Source organism: Hymenobacter crusticola (assembly GCF_002154225.1).
GTDB classification, from domain to species: domain Bacteria; phylum Bacteroidota; class Bacteroidia; order Cytophagales; family Hymenobacteraceae; genus Hymenobacter; species Hymenobacter crusticola.
Map to the genome: position 1 here is coordinate 715,458 of NZ_MTSE01000002.1, position 16,624 is coordinate 732,081.

Genomic DNA, 16,624 nt, shown 5'->3' on the forward strand with positions numbered 1-16,624 from the left:
GGAAATTCTAGTTTAGAAGTCAGACTGCGTCAATTAGGGATTACTGAAGTCAGATCTGTTAGATTCAACAATTTAGCCTAGTACAAATCATCCAATGACATGCGCAGGTACTTGCGCACGGCACGGTAAGAGCTAAAGAAGCCGATAACACAGCCTAGCACCAGCAGCGCACCGAACAAAATACCAATCAGTCGCTCGTCGCGCAGTACACGGAGCTCATCCATTTCTAAGTAGGCGTACTGCACCAAGGCTAATAGAGTGAGGCACGCCAGGATGCCACTCACAAAACCTTGCCACGTAGCTCGGCGCAAAAAAGGCCGCTGAATGAAAAAGGACGTAGCGCCCACTAGCTGCATGCTCCGGATGAGAAAGCGCTGTGAATAGAGTGCCAAGCGGATCGTGTTGTTGATCAGAACTACTACCACGATAGTCAGTAGGGCGGCAAAGCTGAGCAGCACAAGACTAACGCGTCGTAAGTTTTTGTTGACTGAATCGATCAAGCTTTGAACGTAGGCAACATCATCGACACCTGGTTCAGCGCGCAGCTCATCGGTAATGCGACGCATGTTCAGAGAGTCGGAATACTCCGCATTGATATTCAAGATAAAAGCATCGTGCAGCGGGTTGTCGCCGAGCAATTGGCGAAACTGGCTGTCGTCGGAAGGGCCGAGCAACTCACGGGCTGCTTCTTCCCTGGAGAGAAAGCGCACTTGCGGTTGGTCGCCCTTGTACGCGATGTACTTTTTGCGGGCGAAATCTTGGTGCAAACGCAAGAGTTGCGTTTCGGGAAGGTCGCGCTCCAGAAAAATCTGAACCTCTATGCTCTCCTTCACTATTGTCGAGAGCTTGTGTGCGTGAATCAGCAGTAACCCAAATAACCCAATGACCAGCAAGGCCAGCGTAATGCTGAACACTACCATCGTGTGCGGGTAGCTGCCGAGCGTCTTCTTACGAATGGGTGAGCGTTGCAATTGGGCCATGGAAGGCAAAGGTCAGGTAACATTTACCATTTATCAATCAACCTATGCATTTATTAAGTTACGAACTACGAAATAAATCGTAACTGCTTGATTGTGAAGATTGATAAATGTTAGCTGTTAATTGATAACTAATTACATGATTGTTCTAGGGTCGTCGTCGATGTTCAGGACTTCGCGGGCACGGCGGCGGGCGGCCTCCCGACGACGTAGGCGCTTGCGGGCAAAGAGCTCATGGAACGAGTCGAATTGCTGCGTATTCAGCAAGCTTAACCCAGCGCGGGGCTGGTTGATTGTTTCTAGGTCGCGGGGGGTGGTCTCGTAGCGCAACTTTGCCCGAAACTTGCCATCGGCTTGTAGGTAGTACTCTAGGCTTAAGTCGCCGAGCAAGCTAGCTTGGGTAGAAGTGTTTGTGGTAGGACCTAGGGCCCCCGAAGTGTTGGCACTGGAACTGAAGCCGCCCTCTCGCGTCACGCGCAAACGCCCATTCATAAAGCTATAGCTCAAGCGTACTTGCAGCGCTTGAAGCTGTTCCGCCGTCAACCCGTTGATGTTGAAGTCGATTTCCAAGTTTTCGTCAATCTGCGACGTCAGCAATCCTAGCTGCGACGACACAATCTGGCCGAGACTATTTTGAAGCTTATTGTCTTGGCCTTGCAAGGAAAGCTGAGTAAACTGACCTTGTGGCGAAAGCTGCTTAAACACCAACAAGCTAAATACCTGACGGTTGAGCTCCTGCTCATCGTTGCGAAGAGCGGAGGTGAAAGCTACTAGGTCGCCTTCCAGTGTAGAGGGGGCGTCGTTGAACTCCAAACCTAGCTTGATAGTGGGCAGTAGGAGCGGGCCAGTTAAGTTCATCACGGCCGTGACGGGTACTACGGCGCCGTTGCTGGTGCCAGTACCGTTGGTAGAACCCTGAAACAGAGGCGCCAATGACGTACGCTGGGTATAAGTCGCCGTCACGTTCATCTCACCCGCTAGCGGATCGCCGTTCCAGGTGATTAAGCCGCCGGGGCGTACTACAAACTCTTTGTTGACAAGGCCTTGCAGCGTGAAGTTGTAAGCGCCGCGCACAATTTCCACTTGCCCAAACATATTGAAGTCACCGCGCGTGTCGATGTTCAGCCGCAACTGCCCCACAGCAGTGCCCCGGATGATGTCGCCGGTGCTCTCATCCAGCAGAATCTCCATGTAAGCATCGGGCGTCACGTCGAGATTCATGTTCAAGCGAATACCCGACAGATCGACTTTTTGAGCAGCCGCAACGGGTACCTTCACGGTTGTGGTAGTGTCGCGAATGTTATGATTGACAAAGCGAATGTAGCTAGCTTGTTGCGCTTTAGCAGCATTGTCGAGCGGCAACGACAGGCGCGTGCCGGCTTCGCTTTTGGCATTCACGCGGATAAATAAGTTATCGGCTGGGCCACGTACGGTGGCGTCGCCAGTGGCAAACGCCTGCCCAAAATACAGGTCGTTATCCTTCCGGGTAGTGTTGAGCACCTGCAGCTTCCGAAAGTTGCCACGCAAGTCCAGTCGCATGTCCTGGAAGCCTTTGTAGTAGATATTGCCGTCTACCGAACCTAGGTTGCCGAACACGTCGCGCACTTTGACGTCGCGCAAGGAGATGCCATCCTCCGCAAAGCGGATGCGGTCGGCAAATGAGTAGGTAGTACCTAGGTAATTGAAGGTAAGTCGGCCGGCTGTCACATCAACGTTTCCAACCAGGTTTGGGGCGGAGAGTGGCCCGTACAGGTGGAGCATGCCTACCGCCGTGCCACTCATGTCGCGGAACAGGGTACGAAGCAGCGGCTCTGCTAGCTTAATGGGAGCGTTGTCGAGCATGGCCGTAAGGTCGAGCGGTGCAGCCAAGCTAGGTGCATAAAATCCCGTCACGCGCACCACACGTTGCGCATCCCGAAGCACATCAAGGTCTACCAGAAGGCGGTTGTTTGGCGTATCCCAGTCGCCCTTCCCCGTCACGTTGCCAATGAGCACGTCATCGAATTTCAAGGAGTCGACGCTCAGCGTGTTATTGATTTCCAACGTATTATAAATGCCGCTTACCGTACCATTCGCATTGACGCGCCCCTTGATATTTTGGGTGGTAAGTGCGCTGAGCGTAGCTAGCTCAAAATCTTTCACTACGAGCTGCAACTGCTTGGCCGGGTCAGTTGAGACAAAACCCTGAGCGCTGACGCTTTGTGGCCCGTTGCTGAGCGTTAGGTTTTTGATGTCCAGCTCCTTGCCTTTACCCGAGATAACTACCGAATTATTGGGCGCAATAGTCCAGTGCTTGTTCAGCAGATCCAAGCCTGACTCACGAAATACGACTTGAACCGCATTGGGCAAAAAGGATAAGGCGCCGTTGATGTTCGCTTTGTTAGCGGTACCAGTTTGGGCCAGAGAAGTAGAGAAGTTAATGCGCTCTTGGTCCCACACCCCTTCCACGTAAAACCCTTGCGTGTTACCTAGGCCCGGAATCACTTGCCGCTCAGACGTAATATTGGCTTGCGCTAGTACTTCGGGCTGGTCAGGTAGCTTGGAGGTGGTAAATTCAAATTCGTTGTTGACGGCCCGGATACTGTCGTACTGAATGTTTTCGATGTGCCCACCTAGCGAAAAAATGGACGTAGGCGCGTTGCGGAAAGAACCATCAATGTGCGTGAAATCGGAGATGCTGAGCTGCGGCATAAACAGGTGCAACACCGGATTGAAACGCTTCAGATCTAGGTCCAGATCAATCTGGTATTCCGAAATAGGTTGCTGCCGCTTACGCCGGTAGTAATTGGCCAGGGCCGCGTCGTTGCTCTCGAAGTTGAGCTGATACTCCGTCACTAGCGTTTGCACGTCGCGAATGACATTGGATAGCCGGTAGTTACCCGCCGCGTTTAGGTTCACGACTTCTGAGCGCACCGTAAGCTGGCGCTGGTCGCCGGTGCGCTGGCTTACCACGTCAAACGTATCGATGGGTACGGTGCGGCCCTGGAAGCCCAACTCAGAGTTGCGTAGCTGAATACGACCTAGTAACTCGTCGAGGTGCAACCCCGTGAAGTGCAAATCGGCGGTAGTAGCCACCGTAACGTGCTGATCAACTAAGCCTAGGGCGTGCAAATCGGCGCGGCGCACCTGAGCGCGTACATCGAATGCTTGGTGCTTCTTATTGAGGTCGACGCTGCCGTTGGCCGTTACTTGTAAGCTAGGGTCGTTGACGGAAAGTTTACCCGCAAACGCTTGCTGTCGGAACTTGCCATTGGTACTCACGTTGCGGTAACGGTAGCCGTTCAGCCAAATGCTCTGCACCGTAGCGTTAGCCGTGAGGTGCGCTCCTTCGGGCGTGAAGCCAACGCCCTCCACCCGGCCATTCATAGTGATGTCGCGGATGACGTCCTCTTGGCCCAAGAGCCGACCTATTTGGAAGGCTTTCGTAGTTACTTGCCCTTCGTACGTGGAGAAGCGCGGATCTGTCTTGAACTTGATGTTCACGTCCGACCTCACGTCGCCCAGCGCCGTGTTGAACTTGCCATTCGCAACGAAGTCGTTGTAAAAACCCAGAAACTGCCCTTGGAAGCGCACTGTTCCGAGGCGCTGTACATATGGCCAGCCCGACGCCGGAATGTAGCGCCGGATATCGCGCCCATCAATTACCGAGGGCTTCAGTTGCATCTGTACAAAGCTAGCTTGCAAATTAGGCAAGCCTTCCACGTTGATGTTGCCCACCACGTGGGTGTTTTTGCCGTACCGGACATCCAAGTTTTTCGTCGTGAAGTTTTTCACGATACCCTTGGCCTCGCCTGAAATCAACACGGTTTCGTTCCAGTCTTCTACCTGTGGGGCAAACTTGGCAATGTCGTCGGAGTAGATGCGCGAAGGAGCTAGGTTCGCCACCACGCGCACCGAGTCGTTGAAGTCGGTGAAGTTGAGAAAGTGCTTGTACTCGAAGCGGATGTAATTGAGCAGCTGACTGTTCTGTACCCGCAGGTTGAGGCCCTTGAATTCCCAGAACTTGCCCGCATACGTCATATCGGCCGTCAGCTCACGGAGGCGCGTTTGCGAAGGGATATCGATGGCGCGTAAGCCATTGACCAGCGCATGAATCGTGTCGCCCTTCAGCCATAGCTGCGAAGCATCCGCGTACACACTGTCGATGTACATGTGCGCGTAGTCCATGGATTTGCCGTAAGTAGGCGCCTTGGGTTCATCCTGCCGGTCGAGCACAAAGCGGGCGTTGCGCAAGCCAATGCCCTCGATCTGAAAGTCAAACGGCTTACTCGCTTTCTTCGTGGTGTCGGCGGGCCCTAGTAGGCGCTTCACGGCCCCGATAAACTCATCGAGGTTGGTTGAGTCAGGCTGATTGGCGTACGTCACCAAATCAAAGCGCGGTTCTTCTAGCGTGAGCTTGCCTACGTGCAAATGGCTAGGGTCGAAGATGGAGAAGAGCTTGATATCAGCGTCGGCCCGGCCAATATTGAATAGCTCATTGCCGCGCCGGTCGAGTACCCGCACCCCTTCCAGCAACACACGCGTAAACGGGCGAATGTCAACCCGCGTTACAATGACTTGCTGTTTGAGCTTATCAGTCAGGATCCTCGCTGCTTCGTGGGCTAGCCTCGTCTGCACGCTAGGAATACGCAACGCCAGCAACGCCCCACCCACTGCGAGCAACAAGAGCACCACCATGGTGAACAAGACTCGGAGCGTGATGGAGATAAAACGAGGCACGGGCGGCAGAAAGTCAGGAAGGTAGTTACAAAGATGCGGAGTTGTACGCAACCACAACGGTTTAGGCCGCGTCAACCCACGCGTATGCTAAACCTTAAGTAGGGGCTGTAGTGTTCAGATAGCAAAAGCAGCCCTTAGTTTACGACCTTTGTAAAAAAAGAATGGTTGGCCTCAGCTGTTCGTGGCAGGCAATGGGGCAATGGTAGGCGTATTCACAGGGCAAAGAAACGTACTAGCCACCCGACAAACAGCTAACAACCAACAATTAATAGCTTTTACCAAACGAATGTCTTCTCCAATTATTCTGGCAATCGAGTCATCGTGCGATGATACCTCGGCCGCGGTGATGGTCGGGGGTGAAATCCGAGCCAATGTGGTGGCCACCCAACAAGTGCATGAGCAGTATGGAGGCGTGGTGCCCGAGCTAGCTTCGCGGGCCCACCAGCAGCACCTAATTCCGGTGGTACAGGAGGCCATGCGCCGGGCAAAGGTGGCAAAAGAAGAAATCGACGCGGTGGCTTTCACCCAAGGTCCTGGGTTGCTTGGCTCCTTGCTCGTGGGGGGGATGTTTGCCAAAACGTTTGCCTTGGCTTTGGGTAAGCCGCTCATCGCCGTGAACCATATGCGGGCACACATTCTGGCGCACTTTATCAAAGATCCTAAACCTAGCTTTCCATTTTTGTGCCTTACCGTAAGTGGCGGGCATACCCAGCTGGTGGTGGTGCGCAGCCCCATGCACATGGAAATTATTGGGCAAACTATTGACGATGCCGCCGGCGAAGCCTTCGACAAAACAGCCAAGCTGCTCGGCCTGCCGTACCCCGGTGGTCCGCACCTCGATAAGCTAGCCCGCACGGGCAATCCGTTGCGCTTTTCCTTTCCGGTGGGAGCTATGGCTGGCTACGATTTTTCGTTTAGTGGCCTCAAAACGGCCGTGCTGTACTTTTTGCGCCAGCAAACGGCTCAAGACGCGGCATTCATACAGAACAACCTAGCCGACCTCTGCGCCAGCATTCAACACACCATCATCCAAACGCTGCTGCGTCAGCTTACCCGAGCCGCCACCGATCAGGAACTCACCCAAGTGGCGCTAGCTGGCGGCGTAGCGGCCAACTCGGGGCTGCGGGCGGCCTTGCAAGATCTAGCAGGGGAAAAAGGCTGGCAGGTGTTCATCCCCGACTTCGAGTTCTGTACCGATAACGCGGCAATGGTGGCCATGACGGGCCATTTTCAATACGAAGCCGGCGATTTTGCCAGCCAACTCGTAAGCCCTGATCCACGCTTAAAATTAACGTAGCTATTTAGTAGTGAGTATTGTGTATTGGGTAATTAGTGTGGCAAAATAACTTGCTAACTACTCACTGTCACTCTTCTAAGTGCTCAATACTAAATACTTACTACTCAATACTGAACTGAGAATGGCAAAAGATACTGCTCCCAAAAAAATAAACATTGTCAACCGCCGGGCTAGCCACGAGTATGCGTTTTTGGCTAAGTACGATGCGGGAATCATGCTGCAAGGCACCGAAATCAAAAGTATCCGCGACGGCAACGTCAATATGCAGGACGGTTTTTGTCTTTTTCATACGGATGGTAGTTTGTGGGTGCACAACCTGACCATTGCCAAATACACCGAGGGCACCTACAACAACCACGAGCCTATGCGTGAGCGGAAGCTGCTGCTCACTAAACGCGAACTGAAGCAGCTGGCCGGCAAAAACCAGGAGCAGGGCCTCACGATTGTACCACTACGTATGTTCGTCAACGACCGAGGATTTGCCAAACTGGAAATAGCCCTTGCCAAAGGCAAAAAGCTCTACGACAAGCGCGAAGACCTAAAAGCCAAAGACCAGAAGCGCGAGATGGACCGCGCCCGCGACTATTAAGAGCAATTGCGCAGCTGAGTAATTGAGTAATATTGTTCAACTGACCTAGCTATTACTCAGCCGTCGGGTTGCTCTCAAAAAATTACTCAGCTACTTAATCACTTAGTTACTCTTTTGGAACACGGAATCTGCGCGTTGAGCGCTGTACCAGTACGCGCCGAGCCAACCGACCGGGCCGAGCAAGTAACCGAGCTAGCTTTTGGCGAATGCTACAGCATTTTACTCACGCAAGGCAATTGGCACCAGATTCGGGTAGCGGCCGATCAGTACGTGGGCTGGATATTCTACAACCAGCACCAGCCCGTTACGCCGAGCTATTTCGCCGCGTGGCAGGCTCAAGACCATCCGCGCAGCCTCGACCTGGTACAAATGGTGAGCGACGCTACCGTGCGTATACCCGTGACCCTAGGAGCCCGCTTGCCCTTCTTCGACGGCATGACGCTACGCGTAGGGGAGCAGCAGCTTTTCTATAACGGCGCGGCCACTAATCCCCAAAATGGCCACGGCCCGCTCGGAAGCCCCGAAAAACGGCTAGCGCTGTTACTGAAAATGGGGCAGTTCTTTCTCAAAGCTCCTTACCGGTGGGGTGGAAAGTCGCTGTTGGGCATTGACTGTTCAGGGCTAATGCAGCAGCTCTATGGCCTAATTGGCTACCAACTGCCACGCGATGCGCGGCAGCAGATCGACCACGGCCGTGTGGTCCATTTCGTCTCGCAGACGCAGCCCGGCGACCTAGCTTTCTTCGATAATGCCGACGGCGCCATCGTGCACGTTGGTATGCTGCTGGAAGACCAGCAGATTTTGCACGCTAGCGGCGAGGTACGCATCGATCCGCTCGACCACAACGGGATTTACAATCGGCAGCGTCAGAAGTACACGCACAAGCTGCGCCTTATCAAACGCGTCTTATCGGAATAGTACTGAAACTAAGACGAATTGCCTGTTGTTAATACGCTTAGAATCACCTAGCTTTCCGCTAGACCAGATTCTACCTGACCGAGCGTATGGACCAAAAAGTTCTTGTTTTAAATGGCGACTACACTGCCATTACGCTGTGCAGTGTGCAGAAAGCTTTTGTGCTGCTCTTTCTCGACAAAGCCGAGATGATTGCAAAGTCAGAGCACGGGACCTTACGCACCATTAGCCAAGCGTACCCCAAACCTAGCATTATCCGGTTGCAGCGCTACGTGCGGGTGCCTTATAAAGGCATTGCACTAAGCCGCCACAACATCATGAAGCGCGACCATTTTGAGTGCCAGTATTGTGGTTCGACCAAAAACCTGACGCTTGATCACGTGTTGCCCCGTTCTCGGGGTGGTGAATCGTCGTGGACGAACTTGCTTACGGCTTGCGCCCGCTGCAACCACGCGAAAGGACACCGAACCCCATACGAAGCTGGTCTTACGATACGGCAGCATCCTAAAAAGCCCACGTTATCCGGCTTTCTCAAACTTAGTGCTGGCACCATTGACCAAAACTGGCACGACTATCTAAATTAAAAAAGCCACCCAACGGGTGGCTTTTTTAGTAAGCAATGGTACTAGCGTTACTTGTTAGTAAGCTGAGCTAGCTGTCGTGGTGCTAGCTGGTTGCCCTACGAAAGCAAGCAAGTCTTGGTTAAGACGATCTTTTTCCGTCACGTTCAGGCCGTGCGGTGCTCCGTCGTACTCCAGGTATTGCGCCTGGGGCAGGAGCTGGGCGGTTTGCTCACCACCTGATTCGATGGGCACAATCTTATCGCTCGTACCGTGGATGATGAGCGCTGGTACTTTCACAGAAGCTAGGTCCTGGCGGAAATCGGTAGAGGCAAACGCGTAGATACAATCCAATGTCGCTTTAGGTGTTGCCTGCAACGCAATGCTCTGCATCCAGTCGAGTGTAGCCTGGCTCACTGAATGATCGAGCAAGCCTACGCCAAAAAACTGTTTGCCAAAGCTGGTGAGGAAGTCAGCGCGGTCTTTCTTCACGCCTTCGATCATTTCATCGAATACCGATTTGTCGACACCGCTAGGGTTGTCGTCCGTCTTTAACATGAAGGGCGTTACGGCACTAACGAAGGCTACTTTCGAGACCCGGGCGCCATTGTAGCGGCTCATGTAGCGGGCTATTTCGCCACCGCCCATCGAGAAGCCGACCAAGGTCACGTCTTGTAGGTCAAGCTCATCAAGTACGGCCTTCAAGTCGCTAGCGAATGTATCGTAATCGTACCCGTCCCATGGTTTCGACGATTTGCCAAACCCACGGCGGTCGTAGGCAATAACGCGCAAGCCATGCTGAGGAAGCTCCAACAACTGATGTTCCCATGATTGGCTATCGAGCGGCCAGCCATGGATAAGTACTACTGGGCTGCCTTGGCCTAGGTCTTGGTAAAATAATTCAACGGGATGACCCTGGGAGTCAGTGCCGGCTTTAATGAAGTTCATAGGAAGTGTATGGAGAATGAGAGAGCAGCGTGTGCTGTGTCTTTGCTACATACTATTTTGCAACAGTTGAGTTGTCTTACGCAGCAACCCCTGAAACCGCGCTGTAGGCTGCTTTTCTGCTAACGCTGGTACTTAACCGGTAAACAAGTAAAAATGCTGGATGAGCTTTTGAAGGCTGCCAAAATTATATACGCTCTTGATATAGCAACAGCGGCTGAACGAGTTAGACCTCATAACAGGCATCAGTTTCGGGGTATATAGAACATGAATTGTCTATAACTGAATCAATAGTAAGCTGTAAGGGTTGAGTTGAAGCCTACCTTTGCGGGTGGTTCACTTAATACACCCTGATGTCAATCCCCAAATTTGCGGCTTCGCGTTCCTTTCACGCCGAGCTTAAGGCTAGAATCAACAACTATTTCGCGGAGGCAGGCAAGTCTACAACCGGCGGTACGAGCTTGTTTGTTAAGGCTGTTCTTCTTACCACAACCTTCGTTGCGCTCTACCTGCACCTCGTGTTCTTGACTCCGCCCACCTGGGTAGCTCTCGCTGAGTGCGCATTGCTAGGCCTGATCGGCTCGGCTATCGGTTTCAACGTGATGCACGACGGCGCACACGGCAGCTTTAGTAAGTCGAGGTGGGTCAATCAGTTCGCCGCTTTTACCCTGAACGTACTGGGCGGCAACAGCTTTATGTGGAACATGAAGCACAACCTCATCCATCATATGTACACCAACGTGGATGGCGTCGACGACGATATTGATGCGCAGCCTTGGTTACGCTTGAGCAGCACGCAGCCCCGCTATAAGTTGCACCGCTTCCAACACCTCTACTTCTGGTTTTTTTATGCCTTGCTCTTTATTGCCTGGATCTTCTTTATGGATTACCAGAAGTACTTCAAGGGAAAGATCGGGGAGATGCCCATCAAAAAGATGACGGCCAAGGATCAGTCAGTCTTTTGGGGCTTTAAAGCTTTACACCTAGGTTTGTTCGTGGCGCTGCCTATTTACACAACTGGTTTCTGGGCATGGCTCATCGGCTTCATTGTGTTTACAACTGTTGTTGGCTTCACTATGAGTATTGTCTTTCAGCTGGCACATACTGTGGAACACGCAGCCTTCCCTATGCCCGACGAAATCACGCACAAGCTGGAAGACGAGTGGGCCATCCACCAAATCCGAACCACTGCCAACTTTGCTACCGATAATAAAGTAATCAGCTGGTTAGTAGGCGGCCTGAACTTTCAGGTAGAGCACCACTTATTCCCTACCATTTCTCACGTTCACTACCCCGCTCTGAACAAAATTATCAAACAGGCCTGCGCGGAGTTTGGCGTTGAGTACAATGAATATCCCAAAATGCGCTACGCGGTAGCTTCGCACGTTGCGCATTTACGCGAGATGGGACGTCAGTAATCCCTAGCTCTGTTCAACAAAAAAAGGCTTCTCCAATTTCGGAGAAGCCTTTTTTTGTTGAACAGAGGAACTGTGCTTAATTCTGAACTATCAATCTATTCGTTGCTATTTCCGTTGATGGAATCGGCCAAATGTACCTAGGGCTGCCGGGAGGTACTGCGCTAATTGTTCCTTTGCCCGGAATGGTAGCATTCAAGCGCATGATGTCAATGTTACGCAGGCCTTCGCCTAAGAACTCAATACGCCTTTCCAGCAAGATATTATCTACTGTTGCTTGAGTGTAAGCTGTGCCGTTAGAACGCGTACGTACTGCGTTCAATAGAGCCAATGCCTGTGGGTCACTCACCCCATATACACGGGAGCGAGCTTCTGCTAGGTTCAGCAATACCTCAGCATAGCGAATAACAGGGGCTGGATCTAGAAATGGAGTAGGACTAGAGTATTTCTTAAGATAAGAAGCACCATTATACACCGTCACCCAGTTAACCCGGCGGGTATCGTTAGCAGCCCAAGCAGGATTAGCTAATATACCGTTAGCATTCAGGTAGAATTCACCGGTTCCGCCTGCTGATTGCGGTAAGTTAGGCAGGAAGTAGTTTCCTAACTGATTCTGCGTACCAGGGGGGTTCTGCGCCGTGAAAGGAAAGCTCAGAATGCTTTCAGTAGTCGTCTGCGAAGGAAACACATTGGTGACTGAAGCACTCAGAGTATGCTGTACACCAGTCGTAGCTGTGAAAGGCGCCGTTTTCGACACAATTCTGTCAGCTTCTGTGATAACATCCTGATAACGGCCCATCGACAGATACACCCGCGTTTTTAGCGCAATAGCCGTGTTGCGGTGAGCTCTAGTGCTCGGGCTTACAGCCGCTGGATAAGTTAACGGAAGGTTCTCGTCAGCGTACTTAAGGTCTTCCAATATCTGCGTATATACTTCGGCTACCGTGCTCCGCGCCAAATCATTGCCGGGCAGTGAAGCTTCTGCCTTCAAACGGAGAGGCAGTCCAGGATTATTGCCATTGTTGTCCGCGTAAGGCTTGGCGTACAGTTGGAGGAGTGAGTAGTAGCACAGCGCCCGCAGAAACCTAGCTTCTGCTTTGTATTGGTTGGCCGTCGTAGTAGCGTAATCCGCAGGGAAAACAGGGGCCACGAACTTAGCCGAGTTAGCATCCATGCCATCCAAAAACACGTTGATCTGGTTAATGGCATTGTAGGCGTATTCCCACGTGTTGATAACGTCATTTTGCGACGTTTCTGTTAGCGTGTGGTTCCAAACCTGGAGAGCAGTAATAGCATTCGAGGTGCGGTTGATGAAATCATCAGCGCGAACGTCGTTGTACACCTGATAACGACCACCCAAAAAATTGCCATTTTTTACAGCAGCATACAAGCCGTTGATTTGTAATGTGATACGAGTAGGGGTATCAAATACAACTAAGTTAGAAAAAATGGTGGTTGGTTGTGGATCCAGTAAATCAGTCTGGCAAGAAACGGCGCTTAGTGTCAGGAGCGCTGAGCAAACTGCTACTGTAACCTTGTTTTTTATGACTATTTTCATTAGAAACTACTTTTAGAAACCGATATTGAACCCAACCGTGTATGTTCTAGCTTGCCCAACCGAGTTGCGGTCTACCCCTGTACCGGTGTTGCTGTTAGCACCACTGGCATTCGACGAGATTTCTGGGTCAATGCCTTTATACTTGGTCAACAAGGCGGCGTTCTGCACCTGAACGTACAGTCGGGCGCTAGCAATACCTAGCCGTTTGGCCACTGGTGAGGCTAGCGAATACCCTAGCGATACGTTTCGAAGGCGTACAAAATCACCTTTTTCTACATTCGACGACATAACCAACGCCGAGCCGTTAGATACGTTGTCGCCATACACTACTCGCGGCCACTTCGCATTGGTGTGCTCCGGAGTCCAACGTTCCATAATATCTGCGTCATTATTCCAGTAACGTTGGTCATGCAGACCGGCTTTGGTACCGTTGTAGATGTAATTGCCTCCTGAGTACTGAATAAAAATACCTAGGTCGAAGTTCTTGAAAGTGAAAGTGTTATCAAAACCGCCATACCATTTAGGAAGTACGTTATAGTACTCGCCATCAGCTAGCTGTGTCGGAGCAATAGTATTTTGCCCATCTAATGTTGTCCAGCCTGTAGTGCCAGCTGGAGTACCTAGGTGGTTGTATTGCACTGGGATGATGTCAACTACTTTACCGTCGGTGTCCTTGATCTTTTTAGCAATCATTCGTTGCCCATTCGCTGGGTTTACCCCCAGAGAGGTTACAGCCAGAATAGAGCCTATCGGCCGACCCGCTTCCGTATAGTTCACAGTTTCTGAGCCGGAAGTAGCTGTTCCAAGGCGCTGACCTTCTGTCGCCAGTACGAGTACCTTATTTTTCAGTGTGGTGACATTGCCACTTACTGTCCAGGTAAAGCTTTTCTTTTGAATTGCGTTATACCGTAAGTTGAATTCAACACCCGAATTGCGCATCGATCCTACGTTCGCTTGAATGTAGTTGGCGTTAGTTACTCCTGGGAAGGGCACACCACGAGAAGGTGCCAATGGCACGTTCAGGATGAGGTCATCAATAGTAGTGCGGTAGTATGAAAAGTCACCTTGAATCCGATCTTGTAACAAGCCGAAGGATAAGCCGACATCAGTTTTCTTGCTGCTTTCCCACGTTAAATCGGGGTTACCAGCTCCGTTAAACGCCAGCGTTGCTGCATTAGCGTAAAGTCCGGATGAATAGGAACGTAAAAAGCCGTAATCCTCAACGCCTTGAATGTTGCCTACTTCGCCATAGCTACCAGTAAATTTCAGGAAACTGATAGGAGCCAACACAGAAGAGTTCTTCCAAAAGTTCTCTTCCGAAATGATATAACCAGCCCCAACCCCATAGAAATTACCCCATTTCTTGGCAAAAGCAGAGTATCCATCACGCCGAGCGTTAAAAGAAATTAAGTATTTCTTCGCAAAGTCATAAGTAAGCCGGCCAAAGTAAGATACTAAGTAGTTATCGCTCTGTAAGTTACCTGCTACTGCAATGTTGGTGAAGTTGCCTTGGTATGAATCAAAAAGATTATCAGCTACTTGTGTGCGCTGGGCACCCCAGCGTTGGATCTGAGTGCGTTGTTGCTCACCTCCAACCAACAAGGAGATATTGTGATTCTCAGCAATAGTGCGGTCATACTGCGCCGTGTTTTGCCAGTTCCAGCGTTTGTTCGTGCGATAGTAGTTGGTTGCTGAACCACCTAGGCTGAAACCATCGCCACCAAGAGCTGTTTGGAACGACTTATCCTCAAAACCGACGTTGTTGATGCCATAGCTTGTGCGGATATTCAGTCCTTTGAGTACTTCCCAGTTAGCGTAAACGCTACCTTGAATCTCATTACTTTCCGATGTGTATTTATTGTACATCAAGTCAACTACCGGATTATAGTAGGTAGGCCCTAGAGGTGGAACCGGCAATGAAGGTGACGCTGGCGGTGTAGGGCCAACGTTAGCACCAGAGCCAACATATGCACCACTAAGGTTTGGGGTGCCGTCTGCATTGTAAGCTGCAATGTTGGGTGGTAACACCAGTGGGGCGCGACCTAGGCCTGCGATACTGAAAGCTGAACCGCTCAACGAACCAGAGTTAGGGGCAGAGTTGTAATTGTTGGCATAAGCTACACGGGCACCTACCGTGAAGTTTTTGTACACCTTATGATCAACGTTTAAACGAGCCGAGGCACGCTTGAATTCGTTGTTCTCCAACATACCCTTCTGGTTAGTATAACCTACAGAGGCATAGAAGCTAGTTTTCTCCGTGCCGCCCGAGAAGCTCAGATTGTTTGAAGATGAAAAGCCTGTCCGATATACATAGTCATACCAGCGTGTATCCACCAAACTCCCATCAGGATTATAAGAGGGTAAAAAACCTTCAACGCTAGGTGTGAAGGCAGTGCCAGCGGGAGTAACGGCACGACGGTTATCATTCAGATTACGGACAGCCTCGTTCTTAATCGTCATGTAATCTTGTGCGCCTAAAAGGCTATACAAACGCACCGGTTTCGTCCAGCCAGCCCAGGAGTCCAATGTTACACGGCTCTGGCCTTTTTTACCTTTTTTGGTAGTTACCAAGATAACTCCATTAGCCGCTCGTGAGCCATAAATAGCACCAGCAGCTGCGTCTTTTAGTACTTCAATACTTTCAATGTCGTTGGGGTTGACATTGCTAAGTGGGTTGTTTGGCGCGTTTGTAGCGGAGTTATCACCACTGTACGCTGGAATGCCATCAATAACATAAAGCGGCGAAGAACTCAGGCTAATAGAATTCACACCTCGGATTCGAACGACAGGCGGGTTATTCAGAACGCCGTTAGGTGTAGTGATGCTAACGCCCGCTGCCCGCCCTTGTAAAGCTTGTTCAAAGCTTTGTACAGGTTTTTGCGCAATTTCTGTCCCGCTAACTGTAGATACAGCACCCGTTAATTCGCGTCTGGATACGGTAGAACCATAGCCAACTACTACCACTTCATCTAACCCAGTTGCGCTAGCAGCTAGCGTAACATTGATGGTTGATTCATTTCCAATAGCTACCGTTTTGGATTCATATCCAATGGATGAATAAACCAAGTTTGTAGCTGATGTGGGTACTTCTAACGAGTAAACACCTTCTGCGTTAGTAGAGGCACCCAGCGAAGTGCCACGTATTACCACTGTAACACCGGGTAATCCTGAACCATCGGGTCCTGTTACTTTTCCAGAAATGGCACGCCCTTGAGCTCTTAATTCATGGCCTGCCAGCGCAAGAATTGCAAACAGGAAGAGCAGTAGAACTTTCCTCATGTGATCAAATTTTGTTGATTAAGAAATATTCAAAGAATATAACGAATAAAGTACATCTATTCAAACCTAGCAAACATGATCGAACAAATTTTTAATAAAATATCTCTAATACTAACAAATATTACCAATTATAAGGTGAACAGTCATACCATGTGATTGAGAGGGGAAAACCGGTAAATGACCATTTTTACAAGGTAAACGCCTAAAAAACTAGGGTGTATTGTCTTATGAAACGCACTAAAAGCTGCAAATACCTTCAATTATGATAGTATATCAGAATAGGTAAATAAATAGTCATTTAAGTTTAAGTTGTAACTCGCTCTCCACTAAGTCAAATAAGCTAAATATTCAGCAGCAGCTAGGTGTAATT

General features: G+C 50.7%; 10 protein-coding genes. 5 read left to right on the plus strand and 5 right to left on the minus strand.

Annotated elements, in window-relative coordinates; genetic code table 11:
- Positions 1 to 77: 77 nt before the first annotated feature.
- Both BXP70_RS06245 and BXP70_RS06250 read right to left on the minus strand, forming a co-directional pair.
- On the minus strand, positions 78 to 980 hold the full coding sequence (locus BXP70_RS06245) for a cell division protein FtsX (protein WP_086593154.1): 903 nt from the start codon (positions 978 to 980) through the stop codon (positions 78 to 80).
- A gap of 132 nt (positions 981 to 1,112) precedes the next feature.
- The gene (locus tag BXP70_RS06250; protein WP_086593155.1) at positions 1,113 to 5,696 is read right to left on the minus strand and encodes a translocation/assembly module TamB domain-containing protein; all 4,584 of its coding nucleotides are present in this window, start codon (positions 5,694 to 5,696) and stop codon (positions 1,113 to 1,115) included.
- Positions 5,697 to 5,982: 286 nt separating this feature from the next.
- On the opposite strand from BXP70_RS06250, the gene tsaD reads away from it, so the two are divergent.
- The 4 genes from tsaD (at position 5,983) to BXP70_RS06270 (ending at position 9,081) form a co-directional block, all read left to right on the plus strand.
- The gene (tsaD, locus tag BXP70_RS06255; protein ID WP_086593156.1) at positions 5,983 to 6,993 is read left to right on the plus strand and encodes a tRNA (adenosine(37)-N6)-threonylcarbamoyltransferase complex transferase subunit TsaD; all 1,011 of its coding nucleotides are present in this window, start codon (positions 5,983 to 5,985) and stop codon (positions 6,991 to 6,993) included.
- Positions 6,994 to 7,114: 121 nt separating this feature from the next.
- The gene (gene smpB, locus BXP70_RS06260; RefSeq protein ID WP_086593157.1) at positions 7,115 to 7,582 is read left to right on the plus strand and encodes an SsrA-binding protein SmpB; all 468 of its coding nucleotides are present in this window, start codon (positions 7,115 to 7,117) and stop codon (positions 7,580 to 7,582) included.
- A 114-nt stretch (positions 7,583 to 7,696) separates the two neighbouring features.
- A complete protein-coding gene (locus BXP70_RS06265; protein WP_245849532.1) occupies positions 7,697 to 8,500 on the plus strand; it encodes a C40 family peptidase in 804 nt (267 codons plus the stop codon).
- An 86-nt stretch (positions 8,501 to 8,586) separates the two neighbouring features.
- Complete coding sequence (locus BXP70_RS06270) at positions 8,587 to 9,081, plus strand: HNH endonuclease (RefSeq protein ID WP_086593159.1); 495 nt, start codon at positions 8,587 to 8,589, stop codon at positions 9,079 to 9,081.
- A 54-nt stretch (positions 9,082 to 9,135) separates the two neighbouring features.
- On the opposite strand, the gene BXP70_RS06275 is transcribed toward BXP70_RS06270, so the two are convergent.
- Positions 9,136 to 10,005 carry an alpha/beta fold hydrolase gene (locus BXP70_RS06275; RefSeq protein ID WP_086593160.1) on the minus strand — a complete coding sequence of 290 codons (870 nt, stop codon included), beginning with the start codon at positions 10,003 to 10,005 and terminating at the stop codon, positions 9,136 to 9,138.
- A 350-nt stretch (positions 10,006 to 10,355) separates the two neighbouring features.
- Here BXP70_RS06275 and BXP70_RS06280 point away from each other — a divergent pair, with 350 nt between their 5' ends.
- A complete protein-coding gene (locus BXP70_RS06280; protein ID WP_086593161.1) occupies positions 10,356 to 11,420 on the plus strand; it encodes a fatty acid desaturase family protein in 1,065 nt (354 codons plus the stop codon).
- 76 nt (positions 11,421 to 11,496) lie between these two features.
- On the opposite strand, the gene BXP70_RS06285 is transcribed toward BXP70_RS06280, so the two are convergent.
- Together BXP70_RS06285 and BXP70_RS06290 are read right to left on the minus strand one after the other, a co-directional pair.
- Positions 11,497 to 12,975: a RagB/SusD family nutrient uptake outer membrane protein gene (locus BXP70_RS06285; protein WP_086593162.1), complete on the minus strand. Its 1,479-nt coding sequence runs from the start codon at positions 12,973 to 12,975 to the stop codon at positions 11,497 to 11,499.
- 12 nt (positions 12,976 to 12,987) lie between these two features.
- A complete protein-coding gene (locus BXP70_RS06290; protein ID WP_086593163.1) occupies positions 12,988 to 16,254 on the minus strand; it encodes a SusC/RagA family TonB-linked outer membrane protein in 3,267 nt (1,088 codons plus the stop codon).
- Positions 16,255 to 16,624: the final 370 nt, after the last annotated feature.